General features: G+C 59.4%; 21 protein-coding genes and 1 tRNA gene. 11 read left to right on the forward strand and 11 right to left on the reverse strand.

Translation table 11 applies throughout. The features are described 5' to 3' along the window. Window positions 1-27: 27 nt before the first annotated feature. Entirely contained in the window at window positions 28-333 is a 306-nt protein-coding gene (locus tag JET17_RS27600; RefSeq protein WP_080516490.1) for a transcriptional regulator, read from the reverse strand. Window positions 334-419: 86 nt separating this feature from the next. Here JET17_RS27600 and JET17_RS20135 point away from each other — a divergent pair, with 86 nt between their 5' ends. The 8 genes from JET17_RS20135 to JET17_RS20170 all read left to right on the forward strand — a co-directional run bounded on the left by JET17_RS20135 (window position 420) and on the right by JET17_RS20170 (window position 3,833). After that, window positions 420-1,199, forward strand: a complete 780-nt coding sequence (locus JET17_RS20135; protein ID WP_012315786.1) for an XRE family transcriptional regulator — start codon at window positions 420-422, stop codon at window positions 1,197-1,199. Between the two features lie 156 nt (window positions 1,200-1,355). Beyond that, the gene (locus JET17_RS20140) at window positions 1,356-1,745 is read left to right on the forward strand and encodes a LuxR C-terminal-related transcriptional regulator (RefSeq protein WP_012315787.1); all 390 of its coding nucleotides are present in this window, start codon (window positions 1,356-1,358) and stop codon (window positions 1,743-1,745) included. Window positions 1,746-1,835: 90 nt separating this feature from the next. Next, entirely contained in the window at window positions 1,836-2,249 is a 414-nt protein-coding gene (locus JET17_RS27865) for a carbon storage regulator (protein ID WP_012315788.1), read from the forward strand. Next, window positions 2,246-2,389 (forward strand): hypothetical protein, encoded by a 144-nt coding sequence (locus JET17_RS20150; protein WP_190273314.1) that lies wholly within the window; start codon window positions 2,246-2,248, stop codon window positions 2,387-2,389. The genes JET17_RS27865 and JET17_RS20150 overlap by 4 nt, the downstream gene beginning before the upstream one ends. Continuing rightward, the gene (locus JET17_RS20155) at window positions 2,386-2,748 is read left to right on the forward strand and encodes a hypothetical protein (RefSeq protein WP_042111669.1); all 363 of its coding nucleotides are present in this window, start codon (window positions 2,386-2,388) and stop codon (window positions 2,746-2,748) included. The genes JET17_RS20150 and JET17_RS20155 overlap by 4 nt, the downstream gene beginning before the upstream one ends. Beyond that, a complete protein-coding gene (locus tag JET17_RS20160; protein ID WP_012315789.1) occupies window positions 2,741-3,298 on the forward strand; it encodes an HNH endonuclease signature motif containing protein in 558 nt (185 codons plus the stop codon). The genes JET17_RS20155 and JET17_RS20160 overlap by 8 nt, the downstream gene beginning before the upstream one ends. Continuing rightward, a complete protein-coding gene (locus tag JET17_RS20165; protein WP_012315790.1) occupies window positions 3,288-3,530 on the forward strand; it encodes a hypothetical protein in 243 nt (80 codons plus the stop codon). The genes JET17_RS20160 and JET17_RS20165 overlap by 11 nt, the downstream gene beginning before the upstream one ends. Window positions 3,531-3,584: 54 nt before the next feature. Then, window positions 3,585-3,833 carry a helix-turn-helix transcriptional regulator gene (locus tag JET17_RS20170; protein WP_012315791.1) on the forward strand — a complete coding sequence of 83 codons (249 nt, stop codon included), beginning with the start codon at window positions 3,585-3,587 and terminating at the stop codon, window positions 3,831-3,833. A 15-nt stretch (window positions 3,834-3,848) separates the two neighbouring features. Here JET17_RS20170 and JET17_RS20175 read toward each other — a convergent pair whose 3' ends face one another. The 8 genes from JET17_RS20175 to dapA form a co-directional block, all read right to left on the reverse strand. After that, the gene (locus JET17_RS20175; RefSeq protein ID WP_042111672.1) at window positions 3,849-4,796 is read right to left on the reverse strand and encodes a DUF6414 family protein; all 948 of its coding nucleotides are present in this window, start codon (window positions 4,794-4,796) and stop codon (window positions 3,849-3,851) included. 123 nt (window positions 4,797-4,919) lie between these two features. Then, window positions 4,920-5,339, reverse strand: a complete 420-nt coding sequence (locus tag JET17_RS20180) for a hypothetical protein (RefSeq protein WP_042111673.1) — start codon at window positions 5,337-5,339, stop codon at window positions 4,920-4,922. Between the two features lie 56 nt (window positions 5,340-5,395). Next, on the reverse strand, window positions 5,396-6,373 hold the full coding sequence (locus tag JET17_RS20185; protein ID WP_042111674.1) for an integrase: 978 nt from the start codon (window positions 6,371-6,373) through the stop codon (window positions 5,396-5,398). A 109-nt stretch (window positions 6,374-6,482) separates the two neighbouring features. Continuing rightward, window positions 6,483-6,572, reverse strand: a tRNA-Ser gene (locus tag JET17_RS20190). Window positions 6,573-6,664: 92 nt separating this feature from the next. Further along, on the reverse strand, window positions 6,665-7,375 hold the full coding sequence (gene purC / locus JET17_RS20195) for a phosphoribosylaminoimidazolesuccinocarboxamide synthase (protein ID WP_012315794.1): 711 nt from the start codon (window positions 7,373-7,375) through the stop codon (window positions 6,665-6,667). A 30-nt stretch (window positions 7,376-7,405) separates the two neighbouring features. Further along, window positions 7,406-8,164, reverse strand: coding sequence for an MBL fold metallo-hydrolase (locus tag JET17_RS20200; protein ID WP_012315795.1), 759 nt, complete (start codon window positions 8,162-8,164; stop codon window positions 7,406-7,408). Continuing rightward, window positions 8,165-9,283, reverse strand: a complete 1,119-nt coding sequence (gene bamC / locus JET17_RS20205) for an outer membrane protein assembly factor BamC (protein ID WP_012315796.1) — start codon at window positions 9,281-9,283, stop codon at window positions 8,165-8,167. 17 nt (window positions 9,284-9,300) lie between these two features. Continuing rightward, entirely contained in the window at window positions 9,301-10,179 is an 879-nt protein-coding gene (gene dapA, locus JET17_RS20210) for a 4-hydroxy-tetrahydrodipicolinate synthase (RefSeq protein WP_012315797.1), read from the reverse strand. 260 nt (window positions 10,180-10,439) lie between these two features. On the opposite strand from dapA, the gene JET17_RS20215 reads away from it, so the two are divergent. Then, entirely contained in the window at window positions 10,440-11,000 is a 561-nt protein-coding gene (locus JET17_RS20215) for a glycine cleavage system protein R (protein WP_012315798.1), read from the forward strand. An 11-nt stretch (window positions 11,001-11,011) separates the two neighbouring features. Continuing rightward, entirely contained in the window at window positions 11,012-11,485 is a 474-nt protein-coding gene (locus JET17_RS20220; RefSeq protein ID WP_012315799.1) for a peroxiredoxin, read from the forward strand. Between the two features lie 114 nt (window positions 11,486-11,599). Here JET17_RS20220 and JET17_RS20225 read toward each other — a convergent pair whose 3' ends face one another. Beyond that, a complete protein-coding gene (locus tag JET17_RS20225) occupies window positions 11,600-12,670 on the reverse strand; it encodes an AI-2E family transporter (RefSeq protein ID WP_012315800.1) in 1,071 nt (356 codons plus the stop codon). Between the two features lie 20 nt (window positions 12,671-12,690). Further along, window positions 12,691-12,930: a sulfurtransferase TusA family protein gene (locus tag JET17_RS20230; RefSeq protein ID WP_012315801.1), complete on the reverse strand. Its 240-nt coding sequence runs from the start codon at window positions 12,928-12,930 to the stop codon at window positions 12,691-12,693. A 119-nt stretch (window positions 12,931-13,049) separates the two neighbouring features. Here JET17_RS20230 and JET17_RS20235 point away from each other — a divergent pair, with 119 nt between their 5' ends. After that, window positions 13,050-14,486 carry a M48 family metalloprotease gene (locus JET17_RS20235; RefSeq protein ID WP_012315802.1) on the forward strand — a complete coding sequence of 479 codons (1,437 nt, stop codon included), beginning with the start codon at window positions 13,050-13,052 and terminating at the stop codon, window positions 14,484-14,486. The last annotated feature ends 89 nt before the right edge of the window (window positions 14,487-14,575 follow it).

Genomic DNA, 14,575 nt, shown 5'->3' on the forward strand with positions numbered 1-14,575 from the left:
CGTAAGGTGGCAAACACACCTGGGTATTCATACAGCGCCACTCCCAACGCTGGATGGGCATACAGAGCCAACAGGCCCAGGTGCGCGATTGTCATTTTTGGCAGATGATTCACCTACCTTGTGGCGAGCTTCGACTTGAGCAATCAGAGGGCACAGGGATGCGGCGGCCACTGCGCCTCCAGTTGCGAGCTCGGCGAGAAATGCCTTCTCAGCACTCATCCTAACGGCACCAGAAAGCCAGTACGAAACGGTGGCCTGGGATACGCCCAGTGCCTTAGCGGTCAGGGCCTGGGTGCCGAAATGGTTTATCAGCCTGCTGATTGAACGAGCCATTCTATGGGCCTCTGATAAGTCAATTTATATGCTGCACAGAAGCAAACTTCTTTGCAAGCACATAAGCATTTTTATAGGATCAGCGGATGAAACTATCTGAACGAATCAGGGCCGCCAGGCTGCACGCAGGCCTTACTCAGCGCGATCTCGCTGAAAAAATTGGTATTGCCCAAACAGCGATAAGTCAGCTTGAGTCAGGCAAGACCCAGCGATCTTCATACCTAATGGCCATAGCTAGCACTTGCGGCGTCAGCAGCGCTTGGCTTGCTGAGGGGTGGGGCACGATGCTTAGAGATGCGGCATCCGTGGAAGCGTTTTTAAACTCTGGGGACCACCCCTTAAAAACTGCTCATGAGAACGCTAAGCCCGTGTACGACCCAGGCGTTGCGGTCGCGCTTGAGCCGATCCAGGCATGGGATGACGATACGCCGCTGGAGGACGATGAAGTTGAGATCCCCTTCCTGCGAGAAGTGGAACTGTCTGCAGGGAGCGGAAGAACGGTGATTGAGCGAAGCTCGACAGCAAAGCTTAGGTTTGGAAAACGATCCCTCCGTGCGCATAACGTACAATTCGACCAGGCTGTCTGCGTGGTTGTGTCAGGAAATTCGATGGAGCCAGTGCTTCCAGATGGGAGCACTGTAGGCGTGAATATCGGGCAAACGCAGATCGTCGATGGAAAAATGTACGCTATCAAGCATGATGGTCAGCTCCGAGTAAAGGTTCTGTATCGCGTTCCTGGAGGAGGAGTAAGATTCCGCAGCTTCAACCAAAGCGAGCATCCTGACGAGACCTACACCGCAGATGAGATGGCCGAGAAGTCCATCGAGATCATTGGTCGTGTCTTCTGGGGAGCATCCTTCTACTAGCCGAACCACCATCTCCAAAGCCCGGTGATCCCGGGCTTTTTTGTGCCCGGCGATCAGCCAAATCAGTTCACTGATAAAAACATAAGTCAACTGCTTGCATGAAAATATCAATCAGCTTATATTTTTGAGCAGAGCTTACACATGTGAGGGTGCCAAATGCAGAACGTAATCAGCTTCAGAGACATGGAAGGCAACGTTGGTATTCTCGCCGTTCAAGAACTGAAGGCGGCACTTGGCATCTGCTGCGGCCTGGGTAACAAAGAGATCGCCAGGGAGCTCGACTGCTCACCAGCAACCATCAAGAAATCGATCGAGCGGATCTTCTACAAGCTTGGCATCAGTAGCCGCTCCGCTGTACCAACCGAGCTTTTCTATCGAGGTATCGCTAGAAAGCTGTCCTTGATCATGTGCATTGGGTTAATCGGCCAGGCGGCAATGGATGATGAACACTTGATGCGAGTCCGTCGCGGCAGCAATGGCGGCGAGCGCAAGATCGAAACCCGAGTGGCTACCAGGCGCGCCGAGTGCGCCCTGGCGGTGGCGTAACGCTCCCCGCCTGACCTGATCCACCCCTGACTTTTGCGAAAGCCAACAACCGCGGCGGGCCCTCGGCTTGCCTTCAATAAGGAGATTCACATGCTCATGCTCAGCCGCAACATCGGCAAGACCGTCGTCATCGGCGGCAACATCCGGGTCACCGTGGCCCAGGTCAACGGCTGCCAGGTCCGCCTCGGGATCGACGCCCCGCGCGGTGTAATAATCGACCGTGAGGAGATTCACCAGCGCCGCGTCGCCGAAGGTACTGTCCATGAGGCGCCAGCATTCAGCATCGACGATCACGTCAAGCTGGTGGCCGATGCACGCCGGTACCGATGGCTGCGGGATAGCGCCCTTCTGACGGACTCCGGCTTCACACCAGCAGTATTCGATAGAGCGGGCGGTATGGGCACAGTGCGCGCTGGTGAGGACCTGGACCAGCGAATTGATGCCGCGATCCGGCACTTCACCGAGCAGCACGTGGTGCAGGACACGCAGGGGCAGCAGCCATGAGCCAGGCCGGCCTGCTCCTGCTGCTGTGGAACGCCCTACAACATCGCGACACAACCTTCGGCCAAGTGCTGGATCTGTCTGCCGCTTGCGGCTTGGACGGGCGACAGGTGCTGGCCGATCACTTCCGGGGGCGCCCATGAGCAATCGCGATGTCAGCCAGGCAGCGATGGAGATCATCGAATCGATGGGACTCAAGCGGGGTCGCGGCCGGGTCAACTCGGTCGTATCGAGATCGGCTGCAAAGATCCCGTCAGCGCAGGTTTCAGAGCCGGCCCGCAAATTTTCTGGACCGGCGATGCCTCCGGCCGGCCCCATCAATCGCTTCATGTACTTGGAGGCAAGGAACTGGGCTATTGACCTGGTCGCCTCGCTGCGAGGCTCTCCGGTCGAGGTGGTGGTAGAGCGATTGAACGGCGCGACTTTAGGCCGGCCAGGCAGCTATGTGGCCGGCATCCAATCAGTCATCGGAGAACTGCAGGCAGGAGCAAGCCATGACTAGGCGCGGGCAAGTCAAGCGTTGGACCGAGGCAGAGGATGCACTCCTTCGCCTGCTCTATCCCAACAAAACCAACAAGGAGCTCTGCTTGCTTTTACCAGGGCGGACGAAAACAGCCATCACTTTAAGGGCAGTCCAGTTTGGACTAGTTAAAACCGATGCCCACAGGTCGGAAACGCATCGCCGCATCCTACTTGCCAGGCTGGATGCTCAAGGGGGTCCGCTTGGCCAAGATCCAAGACCAGTTGGTGCTACCCACCGTAAGGGCCGGTACACGTTGATCAAGGTAGCGCAGCCCGACGTGTGGAGGCCGATTCATATCTACACCTGGGAGCAAGCCAACGGACCTGTTCCAGAGGGGATGGTGGTGGCGGCCAAGGATGGAGACGTGCAGAACACGGACCTTGCCAATCTATGCCTGCGCACACGGGCCGAGCACCAGTTGCGCAACAACCATCACTACAAAGACTTGCCGGAAGAGATCGTTGACATCCTCTACCTGCAGAACGAACTGAAGAAAGAGATCAAGAGGAAGACCAGGAATGAAAAATAAGCTCAGCGATCTTCGCGACCACCTGTTCGCCCAGCTCGAAGCGGTGCGTGAGGCTGATGACGACAACTTGGCCAAGGAGGTTCAGCGCGCCCAGTCGGTATCGGATATCAGCCGCGTACTTATTGAAAGCGCAAAGGTTGAGATCGACTACTTCCGCCACATTGGCGGCGAACACTCGGCCAGCTCGTTCATTGAGTCGAAGCCTGCGCTGCCGCCAGCAAAACGAACCTGACGTGACAGGTCAGCGTGACAACCAAAACCTGACGCGTCAGGCGGGGAATAAGGTATGAGCGAAGAGACTGAGGTATTGACGGTCGAGGGCCTGGCCAAGCTGCTGGGCCGCACCGAGGCGTCGATCAGGGAGGGGATTCGCCGCGGCGTGCCGTGGCTTCCCAAGAGCTTCAAGATGGGCAACCGGCACTGCTGGCTGAAAGAGGACGTGCGCAAATTCCTGCGGGAGTTCCGAGATGGGGAACACCAGAAGGTTAAGCCTGGGCGAAAGCGGAAAGAACCGCCAACACTCAGGCTGGCCTAATAATCTGGGCGGAGCTTACAACTCAAGATAAACTGCGATTGGATGCACAATTATCTGATTAACAGCAGGTCTATGGAAATGGGCTTCAAGCGATTGAAGGGCAGCTGTTGTATGCCGGATCATTTCGCTCAATTTACCTCCTGCATCTTCCTCTTCCTCTTCCTCTTCCTCTTGCTCTTCCTCCTGCTCCTGGTAAGGGCGGCACTGGGTAACCATGCCTAACAGCACCAGCTCAACCTCAGACACTCGAGAGTAGGTTTTGAAAACAAAATCCTCTGGATCCTTCAAACAATCACGCTTGAGATCTGCATCGACGCGACAATCTTTCATGTCCATGGACAAATCCAATCGTCGCTTGAAGCCATGCTCGAGCACGGCTGAGGTATTTCTGTAATGCAGACGATCGTTGGCGGCCTTTTCCTTGGGAACTTGAGATTTGGACAACTTATCCAATTCGATCTTGAGTTGCCCTAATCTACCTCGCTTGCTGGGATTATCTGAGAGTTCTAGGATTTCAGCTATCAATTCCTCACGTTCATCATTAACAGAAATCACTGATATCGCCTCTTGAATATCAACAAGAGACTCCATACTCTTCATAACATCCACCGCATCAAGGAAGCTTGCCTTCGCCTTAATACGAATGAACCTGCGCCCCAACGGATCTGATGCAATATCAGAAAACGAGTTTTCAGAGCTTACCGAGTTAATCTTACCACTTTCCTGAAGTTTTTCCTCAAACAATGCATAAGCATAATCATGAAGAAACTTCTTCTCAACATTCCCAGATGTGGTCTCGATGATACTCGCCATCTTACGACCGCTATTGAATGGACCAGCTTGAGTTTCCTCTTCCGATCCCCTGGAAGAACTTTCGGAAACAACAAAGTCGGTAACACCCTCCATGAGCTGAGATGAAAGAGAGTACATTTTGTACTCATCGAGATACACGAAGCTTTTCACGCTCAGATTTCCTTTTCACAAAATCATTGTAGTAGTGATTTCGAGTATTCTTAGCAGTCACAACTGCGAAAACCGCAGAAATAACCAAAAACGATACGCCAATTATAACAACCAATAAATTGATCATGCCGCCACCTCTTTTGTATGAGCAGGCACATATGTCAAACGATCATATACTGCCAAACACATTGCGAAGGAGCCTATCGCCATACCAATCGAAGCTATCAACACGAAACGAGCATTGACATCATTAAAGACGTCCGAAAGCAGTGAAAAAACATACATCACAGCATAAAATACGACTGCTAACACCGAGATCCCGGCAATCTGTTTTTTCCAACCCGCCTCCTCTGTATCGTTATATCTAATTTCCGCCAAGAGCGAAATGTGCAAAACAATACCTAAAGATATAAAATCCGAAGCCGTGATAAGGGGTATCTTACCGCCGTTAACAAGCCCCGCAGCAAGTAATCGCATAAAAATTGGAACCATACCAAACAAAACGGTATAGATTAACCAAAGTGCCTTTCTCTCGCTAAACAAATACGAAATCCTCCCTGATGACTTTGTTGATCGCTGATCAAAAGTAATTTTCCAATCTACCCTAATTTTTCAGCCAAGTCATGCGGAGATAGGTGCGTGTAGCGCTTGAGCATCGCCAGGGTTTTGTGGCCCGTGATACTCGCGACCTCCATCATCGTGAAGCCGCGCTCGAAGAAACGACTGGTCGCCTCATGGCGCAGGTCGTGAAGGCGCAAACCTTCAATTCCGGCCGCAGCGCAGGCCCGGGGAAAGTAGTTGCTGATCGTGTTGAGCGCCAGGTTGAAGTACCGGCCGCCACCGATGGGCGTGGGCAAGCCCTCCAGCAGGGCAATCGCCCTCGACGACAACGGCACAGCGCGACGCTCGCCGTTCTTGGTGTCTTCCAGATAAGCCACCTTGCCGCGTACGTGGTCGCGGCGCAGCATCAGCAGCTCAGACCGGCGCATCGCCGTCTCCACGGCCAATTCGATGAACACCGGTAGCTGGGCATTCATCTGGCCGGCTGCCTTGTACAGCGCGGTGAGTTCCGCCGGCGTTGGGCGCCGATCCCTCTCTTTGCTGCCCTTCGGCATCCGGATCGCCCGGCAAGGGTTGGTCAATCCTTCGATACCCCATTCCTTGGTAGCCACCGTGAAGAGATGGCTGATCACTGCCAAGTTGAGGCGCACTGTCGCCGTCGACTTCCCTTCCTTCAGCTCAGCATCGCGATAGGCAGCCATGTCGCTCGAGCGGATGGCCGCCAGCCCTTTGCTGGCCAGCTTGTGTTCTTTCCACTTCTTGATGCGGACTTGCTCCTGCTTGGCGCCCTTCTTGGTAGAAGTCACCTCAGACAGGTATCGGTCCAGGGCCTCGTCCAGCGTGGTGCTCTCAGCCTCGCGCATGTCCACGAAGCGTGCACGCGACATGTCACCCTCGATCTCGGCGGCCCATCGCTGGGCTTCTGCCTTGGTGTCAAAGGTGGCGGAAAGGGTTGGATATCCTTTGCGGCGGATCTGGGCGCGCCAGGCGTCCCCGCGCTTCTCGTAGTAGGCCATGGCGGAATGATAGCGAACGCTTGGGGGAAATACACGCTCCCCCATTCCCCCAAAATTCCCCCAAATGAAAAAGGCCCCGAGGGCTATATAGCGCTCGGGGCCTCTAATATGGCGGAGAGATAGGGATTTGAACCCTAGGTACTGTTGCCAGTACAACGGATTTCGAATCCGTCCCGTTCGACCACTCCGGCATCTCTCCAATGCCGCGCATCATACCAGCGAATTCCGAAAACGCAAACCTTTATTTTCAAAAAAAGCGCGTGGTATCAGGCGCTTGCGTGAATGCGCCGCTTACAGCGGCACGCCCAGGCGCTTGGCAACTTCTTCGTAGGCTTCGATCACGTCGCCCAGGCCCTGGCGGAAGCGGTCCTTGTCCATCTTCTTGCGGGTTTCTTTGTCCCACAGGCGGCAGCCGTCCGGGCTGAACTCGTCACCCAGGACGATCTGGCCGTGGAACACGCCGAACTCCAGCTTGAAGTCGACCAGCAACAGGCCTGCGTCATCGAACAGCTTGTTCAGCACTTCGTTGACTTTCAGCGACAGCTTTTTCATCTCTGCCAGCTGCTCGGCAGTGCCCCAGCCGAACGCGACAACGTGGGATTCGTTGATGAAGGGGTCGCCCTTCTCGTCGTTTTTCAGGAACAGTTCGAAGGTGGACGGCTCCAGCTTGATGCCCTCCTCCACGCCCAGACGCTTGACCAGGCTGCCGGCGGCATAGTTACGCACCACGCACTCGACCGGGATCATGTCCAGCTTCTTGACCAGGCACTCGTTGTCGCCCAGCAGCTTGTCGAACTGGGTCGGCACGCCGGCTTCTTCGAGCTTCTGCATGATGAAGGCATTGAACTTGTTGTTCACCATGCCTTTGCGGTCCAGTTGTTCGATGCGCTTGCCGTCGAACGCCGAGGTGTCGTTGCGGAACAGCAGGATCAAGCGGTCGGCGTCGTCGGTCTTGTAAACCGATTTGGCCTTGCCGCGGTAGAGTTCTTCGCGTTTTTCCATGATTGGGCTCCGCTTGCTTGAGTGGTTGGGCTAGGCGATTTCGCGCCAGTCGAGCCCGTGTTCCTGATTCGCCACCTGGAGCCAGTCCGGGTCGCACCCAAGGGTGTCGACGAAGCACTGGCGGGCCAGATGTGGCAGGTTGTTCTTGCTGCTGAGGTGGGCCAGCACCAGATGCTGCAGGTTGCTCCACCCCAACTCGTCCACCAAGCGCGCGGCCTGGTGGTTGTTCAAATGTCCTTGCATGCCGCCGACCCGCTGCTTGAGGAAGTACGGGTAGTGCCCGCGGGCCAGCATGTCGCGGCAATGATTGGCCTCGATCAGCAGTGCATCCAGGCCCTGATAGCGCTCAAGCAACAGCGCGTCGTACGAACCCAGGTCAGTGAGCATGCCAAAGCGCCGGCGACCGTCGCTGATAACGTACTGCAGCGGCTCGTAGGCATCGTGCTCGACCCGCGCCGCACTCACTTGCAGGCAGCCGATACTCAGGCTGTCGCCACAGGCAAGAAAACCGGCCACCTCCACCGGCTTGCGCATGCCGCGCAATGTGCCCTGGCTGAGGTAGACCGGTACATTGTAGCGCCGCGACAGCAACCCCACCCCATGCACATGGTCGGCATGCTCGTGGGTCACCAGCACGGCGCTCAGTTGAGACGCCTGCACCCCGAGCAGCGCCAGGCGCCGCTCGGTTTCACGCAGGGAAAACCCGCAATCGACCAGGATGAACGTGTCACCACTGGCGATCAGCGTGCCATTTCCCTGGCTGCCGCTTCCCAGTACCGCGAAGCGCACTTAACCCAGGTGGTCCTGAATGGCGCTCAGCACGCGGCGAGCGACATCGGCCGGGGCCACAGTGTTGATGTTCTTCTCGACGGTAACCTGGACGCTTTCACCAACCTTGCTCAGGCGCACCTGGTAACGCTCGGCGCGGGCTTCAAGCTCTTCCTTGGTTGGCTCGCTGCCAAACATGCGGCTGAATAAGCCAGGCTGGTTCTGCTTGTCTTCGGGCTTTTCCGACAGGTTGATGTAGTACAGGCCCAGGCTGCGGTTGATGTCTTCCACACGCCATTCACCACCCTGCTCCAGGGCACGGCCCACGCCGGACCAGGCACGGTCCAGGTCGGCGCCGAGGAACAGCACGGGGTTGCCGCTGCCGTCTTCGCTCAGGCTGACGCGGCTCGGCGCATCGAAGTCGCGCGCGGCCAGCAGGGATACCGAACCGCCCTTCTCGGCGCTGCGGTTCATGCTGGCGAGCATTTCGTCGACCAGCAGCGCATCGGCGGCGGTGTTGCTGGACGCGGACGGGAACGCAGGCTCGGCGGTGCTGCCAGCCGGGCGCTCGACACTGACGACATACACCTCGGAGGTGTTGCGTTGTACGCCAGGCTCCATGCGCACACGCACGCGCACTTCGCTGTCACCACTGCTGGCGGTGCTCGCCAGGCGCTGGCCGAGCGATGCCGACAGTTCGTCAAAACGCTGCCAGGTGGTCGTGAACTCGCCCGTCTGCGGGCGCTCTTCGGCAATACGGAAGCCGTTGTCTTCGAAGAACTGATGCGCTACCGGCCAGACTTCGGCCGGCGAACGCTGGGCCAGCACCCAACGGCTGCTGCCGCTGCGCTGCAGGCTGAAATCGCTGACGTCGGCGCCAGCGGACAGCGGTTGCGGACGCGGCACTTCGAACTCGCCCTTGGCGGTATCGTCGGCGACGTTGCGCGGGATCGGCAGCAGCGGGTCAAGGCGCTTGACGTTGCTGGCGTCCTGCGGGAGCTGCATCGGTGCAGTCGGGTGCGCCTGCAGGTAATCGCTGCCGCGGTCGCGGAAATAGCCATCCTCGCCCCACAGCCAGCCACACCCACTGGTGCTGGAAATGATCAGGGCGAGCGCGGAAAGACCAGCCAGTCGCTTCATGCGGTGTACTTCCTCGATTAAACCAGTACGCCGGACTGGCGCAAGGCAGTACGGACTTTTTCGTGACAGCCTTCGCTCAGCCAGGTCAGTGGCAGGCGAATGCCTTTTTGCATCAGGCCCATTTCGACGAGCGCGTATTTCACCGGAATCGGGTTGGCTTCGCAGAACAGGTCTTTGTGCAGCGGCATGAGTTTTTCGTTGATTGCGCGGGCCTTCTCGGCGTTGCCCTCAAGGGCGGCCTCGCACAGGTCGGCCATTTCGCGCGGGGCGACGTTGGCGGTGACCGAAATATTGCCTTTGCCACCCAGCAGGATCAGCTCGACGGCAGTCGGGTCGTCGCCGGACATGACGATGAAGTCCTTGCTGACGCCATCGAGGATGGCCTTGGCACGGGCCAGGTCGCCGGTGGCTTCCTTGATGCCGATGATGTTGGGCACGGTCGACAGGCGGATCACGGTCTCGGCCTGCATGTCGCAGGAGGTGCGGCCGGGTACGTTGTAGAGGATCTGCGGGATGTCGACGGCTTCGGCGATGTGCTTGAAGTGCAGGTACAGGCCTTCCTGGGTCGGCTTGTTGTAGTACGGCACCACCAGCAGACAGGCGTCGGCGCCGGCGTCCTTGGCGTTCTGGGTCAGGTGCACGGCCTCGGACGTGGAGTTGGCACCGGTGCCGGCGATGACCGGAATGCGGCCAGCGACCCGCTTGACCACGAATTCGATGACCTCGATGTGTTCTTCGACGCTCAGGGTGGCCGACTCGCCGGTGGTGCCGACGGCGACGATCGCGTGGGTGCCGTTTTCCAGGTGGAAGTCTACAAGTTTGCCGAGGCTGCCCCAATCAAGACGCCCTTGTGCATCCATGGGTGTGACCAATGCCACCATACTGCCCGCAATCATGTAACTGCTCCTGCCGGAAAAAGAGAGCGGTAATGGTACTGGGGGCATCGGCCTTGCACAAGCGAAGCAGGCGGGTGGAGCATTCCCCTCGGCGCCTTATTTCGCTACCCTTGATCCTTTGATCGGTGCAGCGCGGCCCGCCGGGCCGTCGACCTTGCTCCCCGGCCAGCGTCCACGTCCTCGCATGCGAGCCCCGGGCCCTGCCGACAGGAGGCTTTCGCCCGTCCTGTGCCGACCGCTCATCGCTTTAGGAATGCTGCATGTCCACCCCCACCGTCCGCGAACAATTCCTTGTCATCAGTGCCCTGGGCCCCAACCCCATGGAGCTGGCCAACGTCCTCAGCCGCGCTGCCTTCGAGAACCGCTGCGCGGTCGTCACCTCGCGCCTGAGCCGCCATGGCGAGACCAGCGCCCTGGTATTGCAGGTCGGTGGCAGCTGGGACGCCCTGGCGCGCCTGGAGTCCACCCTCCCCAGCCTGGGCAAGAAGCACAGCCTGACCCTCGACGTGGTACGCAGCGCCGACCAGGAAGTGCGCCCGCAGGCCCTGCCTTATGTGGCCTATGTCAGTGCGGCCTACCGCCCGGACATCATCAACGAGCTGTGCCAGTTCTTCCTCGACCACCGTGTCGAGCTCGAAGCCATGACCTGCGACACCTACCTGGCGCCGCAGACCGGCAGCAGCATGCTCAACGCCCAGTTCACCGTGATCCTGCCGGCCGGCACCCAGATCAGCTGGCTGCGCGACCAGTTCCTCGACTTTGCCGACGCCCTCAACCTGGACGCGCTGATCGAGCCTTGGCGCCCACAGAACCCCGTTTAAGGAATGCATCCATGGCAGTAGCACTCGACCAACCCGTCGCCGATTTCCAGGCCCAGGCCACCGGCGGCCAGACCGTCAGCCTGGCCGAGCTCAAGGGCCGTCAGGTAGTGGTGTACTTCTACCCCAAGGACAGCACCCCAGGCTGCACCACCGAAGGCCAGGGCTTCCGCGACCAGCACGCAGCGTTCGAAGCGGCCAACACCGTGGTGTTCGGTGTATCGCGAGACGGCATCAAGTCGCATGAGAACTTCAAGGCCAAGCAGGCCTTCCCGTTCGAGCTGATCAGCGACAAGGACGAGGCCCTGTGCCAGCTGTTCGACGTGATCAAGCTGAAGAAGCTGTATGGCAAGGAGTACATGGGCGTGGACCGCAGCACCTTCCTGATCGACAAGGACGGCGTGCTGCGCCAGGAATGGCGTGGCGTGAAGGTGCCGGGCCATGTGGATGCCGTACTCGCGGCGGCCCAGGCGCTGAACAAGGCTTGAGATTGACTGGGGCTGCTGCGCAGCCCTTTCGCGGCACAAGGCCGCTACAGGGGGTTGCGTTCGTCTGTAGGAGCGGCCTTGTGTCGCGAAAGGGCCGCAAAGCGGCCCCATGCATCACAACATCGGCGCCACAGCAGGTTCCTGCCGCGGCCAGGCATCGAGCACTGCCTTGATCAACGTCGCCAGCGGGATTGCGAAGAAGATCCCCCAAAAGCCCCACAACCCGCCAAACAGCAACACCGCGCAGATGATCGCCACCGGGTGCAGGCTCACCGCCTCTGAGAACAGCAGCGGCACCAGCACGTTGCCATCGAGCGCCTGAATGATGGCGTACACCGTCATCAGGTAGATGAACTGATCACCCCAGCCCCACTGGAACAGCGCGATCAGCGTCACCGGCACCGTGACCACCACCGCCCCTACATACGGCACCACCACCGACAGGCCTACCAGCAGCGCCAGCAGCGCGGCGTAATTGAGCCCCAGGCTGATGAACGCGATGTAGGTGGCAATGCCGCAGATCAGGATCTCGATGCCCTTGCCGCGGATGTAGTTGGCGATCTGCCGGTTCATCTCTGTGCCTACCCGGTTCAGCAAGGTCCGCTGGCGCGGCAGGTAGCCACTGACCCAACGGCCGATCTGCTCCCGATCCTTGAGAAAGAAGAACACCAGAATCGGCACCAGCACCAGGTAGATCATGGCACTGACCAGCAGCGGCAGGCTCGACAGCGAGAAGGACAGTGCCCATTGGCCGAACTTGCCGATCTCGCCGCGCACCGACTCGATGGCATGCAGCACCTGCTCGTCAGACACCAGATGCGGGTAGCGCTCGGGCAGCAGCAAAAGCAGCGACTGCCACTTACCAAGCATGCCCGGTAACTCGTTGAACAAGGTGATCAACTGGTGCCACAGCAACGGCACCAGCACCAGCAGGAACACCGCCAGCGCGCTCATGAACAGGGCGAACACCACCATCACCGCCAACCGCGTCGGCACCCGAAGGCGCTCCAGGGCATTGACCAGCCCCTGCATCAAAAAAGCCAGCACCATGCCCGCCAGCACCGGCGCGAGCATGCCGCCCAAGGTAAGGACCGCGGTAAAGGCCAGAAACAGCAGGACCGCCAGCACCACCGCTTCCTCATCGGAGAAGTAGCGCTCTATCCAGTCGCGAAGCACTTTGAACATTGACGATCCTTGATTGGGGCTCAGGCCTTGCGCAGCCAGTAGGTATAGGTGCCGGCCTCGGCCATTTCATGCAGCAGCGTATGACCGGCCAGCTGGGCAAAAGTGCGGAAGTCGCGCTGTGAGCCTGCGTCGGTCGCAATCACCTTCAGCACCGCGCCACTGGCCAGACGGTTGAGCTCCATCTTCGCCTTGAGCAGAGGCAGGGGGCAGTTCAGCCCGCTGGCGTCGAGTTCGGCGTCGCAGGTCGGGGTGCTAGTCATCAGGGGTCTCCAAACGTGGGGCAGACGTCTTTGGTAACAGGCTGGCTAGCATACCGCCACTGGTCGCCAACGTGTGAGCGGGCTACAGTAGGGGCTTTGATCCGACGCGAGCTTCGTGCATGAATCTACTGCGCCCTACCCTGTTGACGCTGGCCTGCCTGATGGCCCTTCCCGGCCATGCTAGCGACCTGCCTTCACTGGGCGACGCCAGTTCCGCGATCGTCTCGCCACAGCAGGAGCACCAGCTCGGGCGCGCCTGGCTCAGCCTGCTACGCGGCCAGGTCAACCAGCTGAACGACCCGCAGCTCAAGGACTACGTCGAAACCACCGTGTACCGCCTGGCCGAAACCAGCCAGCTGCAGGACCGTCGCCTGGAATTCATCCTAATCGACAGCCGTGAGCTGAACGCCTTCGCCGCCCCCGGTGGCATCGTCGGGGTCAACGGTGGTCTGTTCCTCAACGCCCAGACCGAGGGCGAATACGCCTCGGTACTGGCCCACGAACTGGCGCACTTGTCGCAGCGCCACTTCGCCCGTGGCGTCGAGGCCCAGCAACGCATGCAACTGCCAATGATGGCGGCACTGCTGGCCGGTATCGTACTGGCGGCAGGGGGCGCCGGCGATGCCGGCATCGGCATGATTGCCGGCACCCAGGCGGCGGCGATCCAGGAGCAGCGGCGCTTCTCGCGGCAGAACGAGCAGGAAGCCGACCGCGTCGGTATCCAGAACCTGGAAAAGGCCGGTTACGACCCGCGCAACATGCCGACCATGTTCGAGCGCCTGGCGCGCCAGTACCGCTACGACGCCAAACCACCAGAATTCCTGCTGACTCACCCGGTGACCGAATCGCGTATCGCCGACACCCGCAACCGGGCCGAACAGGCACCCCCAGGCGGCGTCGAGGACAGCCAGCGTTATCAGTTGATCCGCGCCCGCGTTGCCCTGATCTACGAAGGCACGCCGGGCCTGGCGGCCAAACGCTTCCGTGCGCAGCTGGACGAAGACCCCAAGCTGGACGCCGCCCGCTATGGTCTTGCCTTGGCGCAGATCAAAGGCGGCCAGCTCAACGAAGCGCGTGAGAACCTGAAGCCCTTGCTGGCCAAGGCGCCCAACGACATCACCTACAACCTGGCGCAGATCGACCTGGACATCACCAACAACCGCTTGGCCGATGCGCAGCAGCGGGCGGAGCGCATGCAAGGTTTGTATCCGGGCAACTACCCGCTCAAGCAGGTGCGTGCCGACCTGCTGATCAAGCAGAACAAGCCCGCCGAGGCCGAAAAGGTACTGAACGACCTGCTCAAGAACCGCCCGGATGATCCGGATGTGTGGTACGACATGGCCGAAGTGCGTGGTTTGTCGGGCAATACCATAGGCTTGCACCGGGCGCGGGCAGAGTACTTTACCCTGGTGGGGGACTTCGACCAGGCGATCCAGCAGCTGGATTACGCCAAACGTCGTGCCGGCAGCAACTTCCCGCTGGCGTCACAGATCGACCAGCGCCAGCGCGAGATCATGGAGCAGCGGCGCATGGTGCAGGAGATGATGGGGCGGTAAGGGGGCTGCTTTGCAGCCCAATCGCCGGCAAGCCGGCTCCCACTGGGTTCTGAGCTGCAGATATTGTGGGAGCCGGCTTGCCGGCGATT

The sequence above is a fragment of the Pseudomonas putida genome (assembly GCF_016406145.1).
Classification (GTDB): Bacteria; Pseudomonadota; Gammaproteobacteria; order Pseudomonadales; family Pseudomonadaceae; genus Aquipseudomonas; species Aquipseudomonas putida_E.

Excerpts from the sequence above, each read along its gene's own strand:
- bamC (WP_012315796.1), bottom strand. The coding sequence starts at position 9,283 with ATGAAGCGACTGGCTGGTCTTTCCGCGCTCGCCCTGATCATTTCCAGC.
- JET17_RS20165 (WP_012315790.1), top strand. The coding sequence starts at position 3,288 with ATGAAAAATAAGCTCAGCGATCTTCGCGACCACCTGTTCGCCCAGCTC.
- JET17_RS27865 (WP_012315788.1), top strand. The coding sequence starts at position 1,836 with ATGCTCATGCTCAGCCGCAACATCGGCAAGACCGTCGTCATCGGCGGC.
- JET17_RS20155 (WP_042111669.1), top strand. The coding sequence starts at position 2,386 with ATGAGCAATCGCGATGTCAGCCAGGCAGCGATGGAGATCATCGAATCG.
- JET17_RS20140 (WP_012315787.1), top strand. The coding sequence starts at position 1,356 with ATGCAGAACGTAATCAGCTTCAGAGACATGGAAGGCAACGTTGGTATT.
- JET17_RS20220 (WP_012315799.1), top strand. The coding sequence starts at position 11,012 with ATGGCAGTAGCACTCGACCAACCCGTCGCCGATTTCCAGGCCCAGGCC.
- JET17_RS27600 (WP_080516490.1), bottom strand. The coding sequence starts at position 333 with ATGGCTCGTTCAATCAGCAGGCTGATAAACCATTTCGGCACCCAGGCC.
- JET17_RS20170 (WP_012315791.1), top strand. The coding sequence starts at position 3,585 with ATGAGCGAAGAGACTGAGGTATTGACGGTCGAGGGCCTGGCCAAGCTG.
- JET17_RS20150 (WP_190273314.1), top strand. The coding sequence starts at position 2,246 with ATGAGCCAGGCCGGCCTGCTCCTGCTGCTGTGGAACGCCCTACAACAT.
- JET17_RS20215 (WP_012315798.1), top strand. The coding sequence starts at position 10,440 with ATGTCCACCCCCACCGTCCGCGAACAATTCCTTGTCATCAGTGCCCTG.
- JET17_RS20160 (WP_012315789.1), top strand. The coding sequence starts at position 2,741 with ATGACTAGGCGCGGGCAAGTCAAGCGTTGGACCGAGGCAGAGGATGCA.
- JET17_RS20185 (WP_042111674.1), bottom strand. The coding sequence starts at position 6,373 with ATGGCCTACTACGAGAAGCGCGGGGACGCCTGGCGCGCCCAGATCCGC.
- JET17_RS20230 (WP_012315801.1), bottom strand. The coding sequence starts at position 12,930 with ATGACTAGCACCCCGACCTGCGACGCCGAACTCGACGCCAGCGGGCTG.
- dapA (WP_012315797.1), bottom strand. The coding sequence starts at position 10,179 with ATGATTGCGGGCAGTATGGTGGCATTGGTCACACCCATGGATGCACAA.
- JET17_RS20225 (WP_012315800.1), bottom strand. The coding sequence starts at position 12,670 with ATGTTCAAAGTGCTTCGCGACTGGATAGAGCGCTACTTCTCCGATGAG.
- JET17_RS20135 (WP_012315786.1), top strand. The coding sequence starts at position 420 with ATGAAACTATCTGAACGAATCAGGGCCGCCAGGCTGCACGCAGGCCTT.
- JET17_RS20235 (WP_012315802.1), top strand. The coding sequence starts at position 13,050 with ATGAATCTACTGCGCCCTACCCTGTTGACGCTGGCCTGCCTGATGGCC.
- purC (WP_012315794.1), bottom strand. The coding sequence starts at position 7,375 with ATGGAAAAACGCGAAGAACTCTACCGCGGCAAGGCCAAATCGGTTTAC.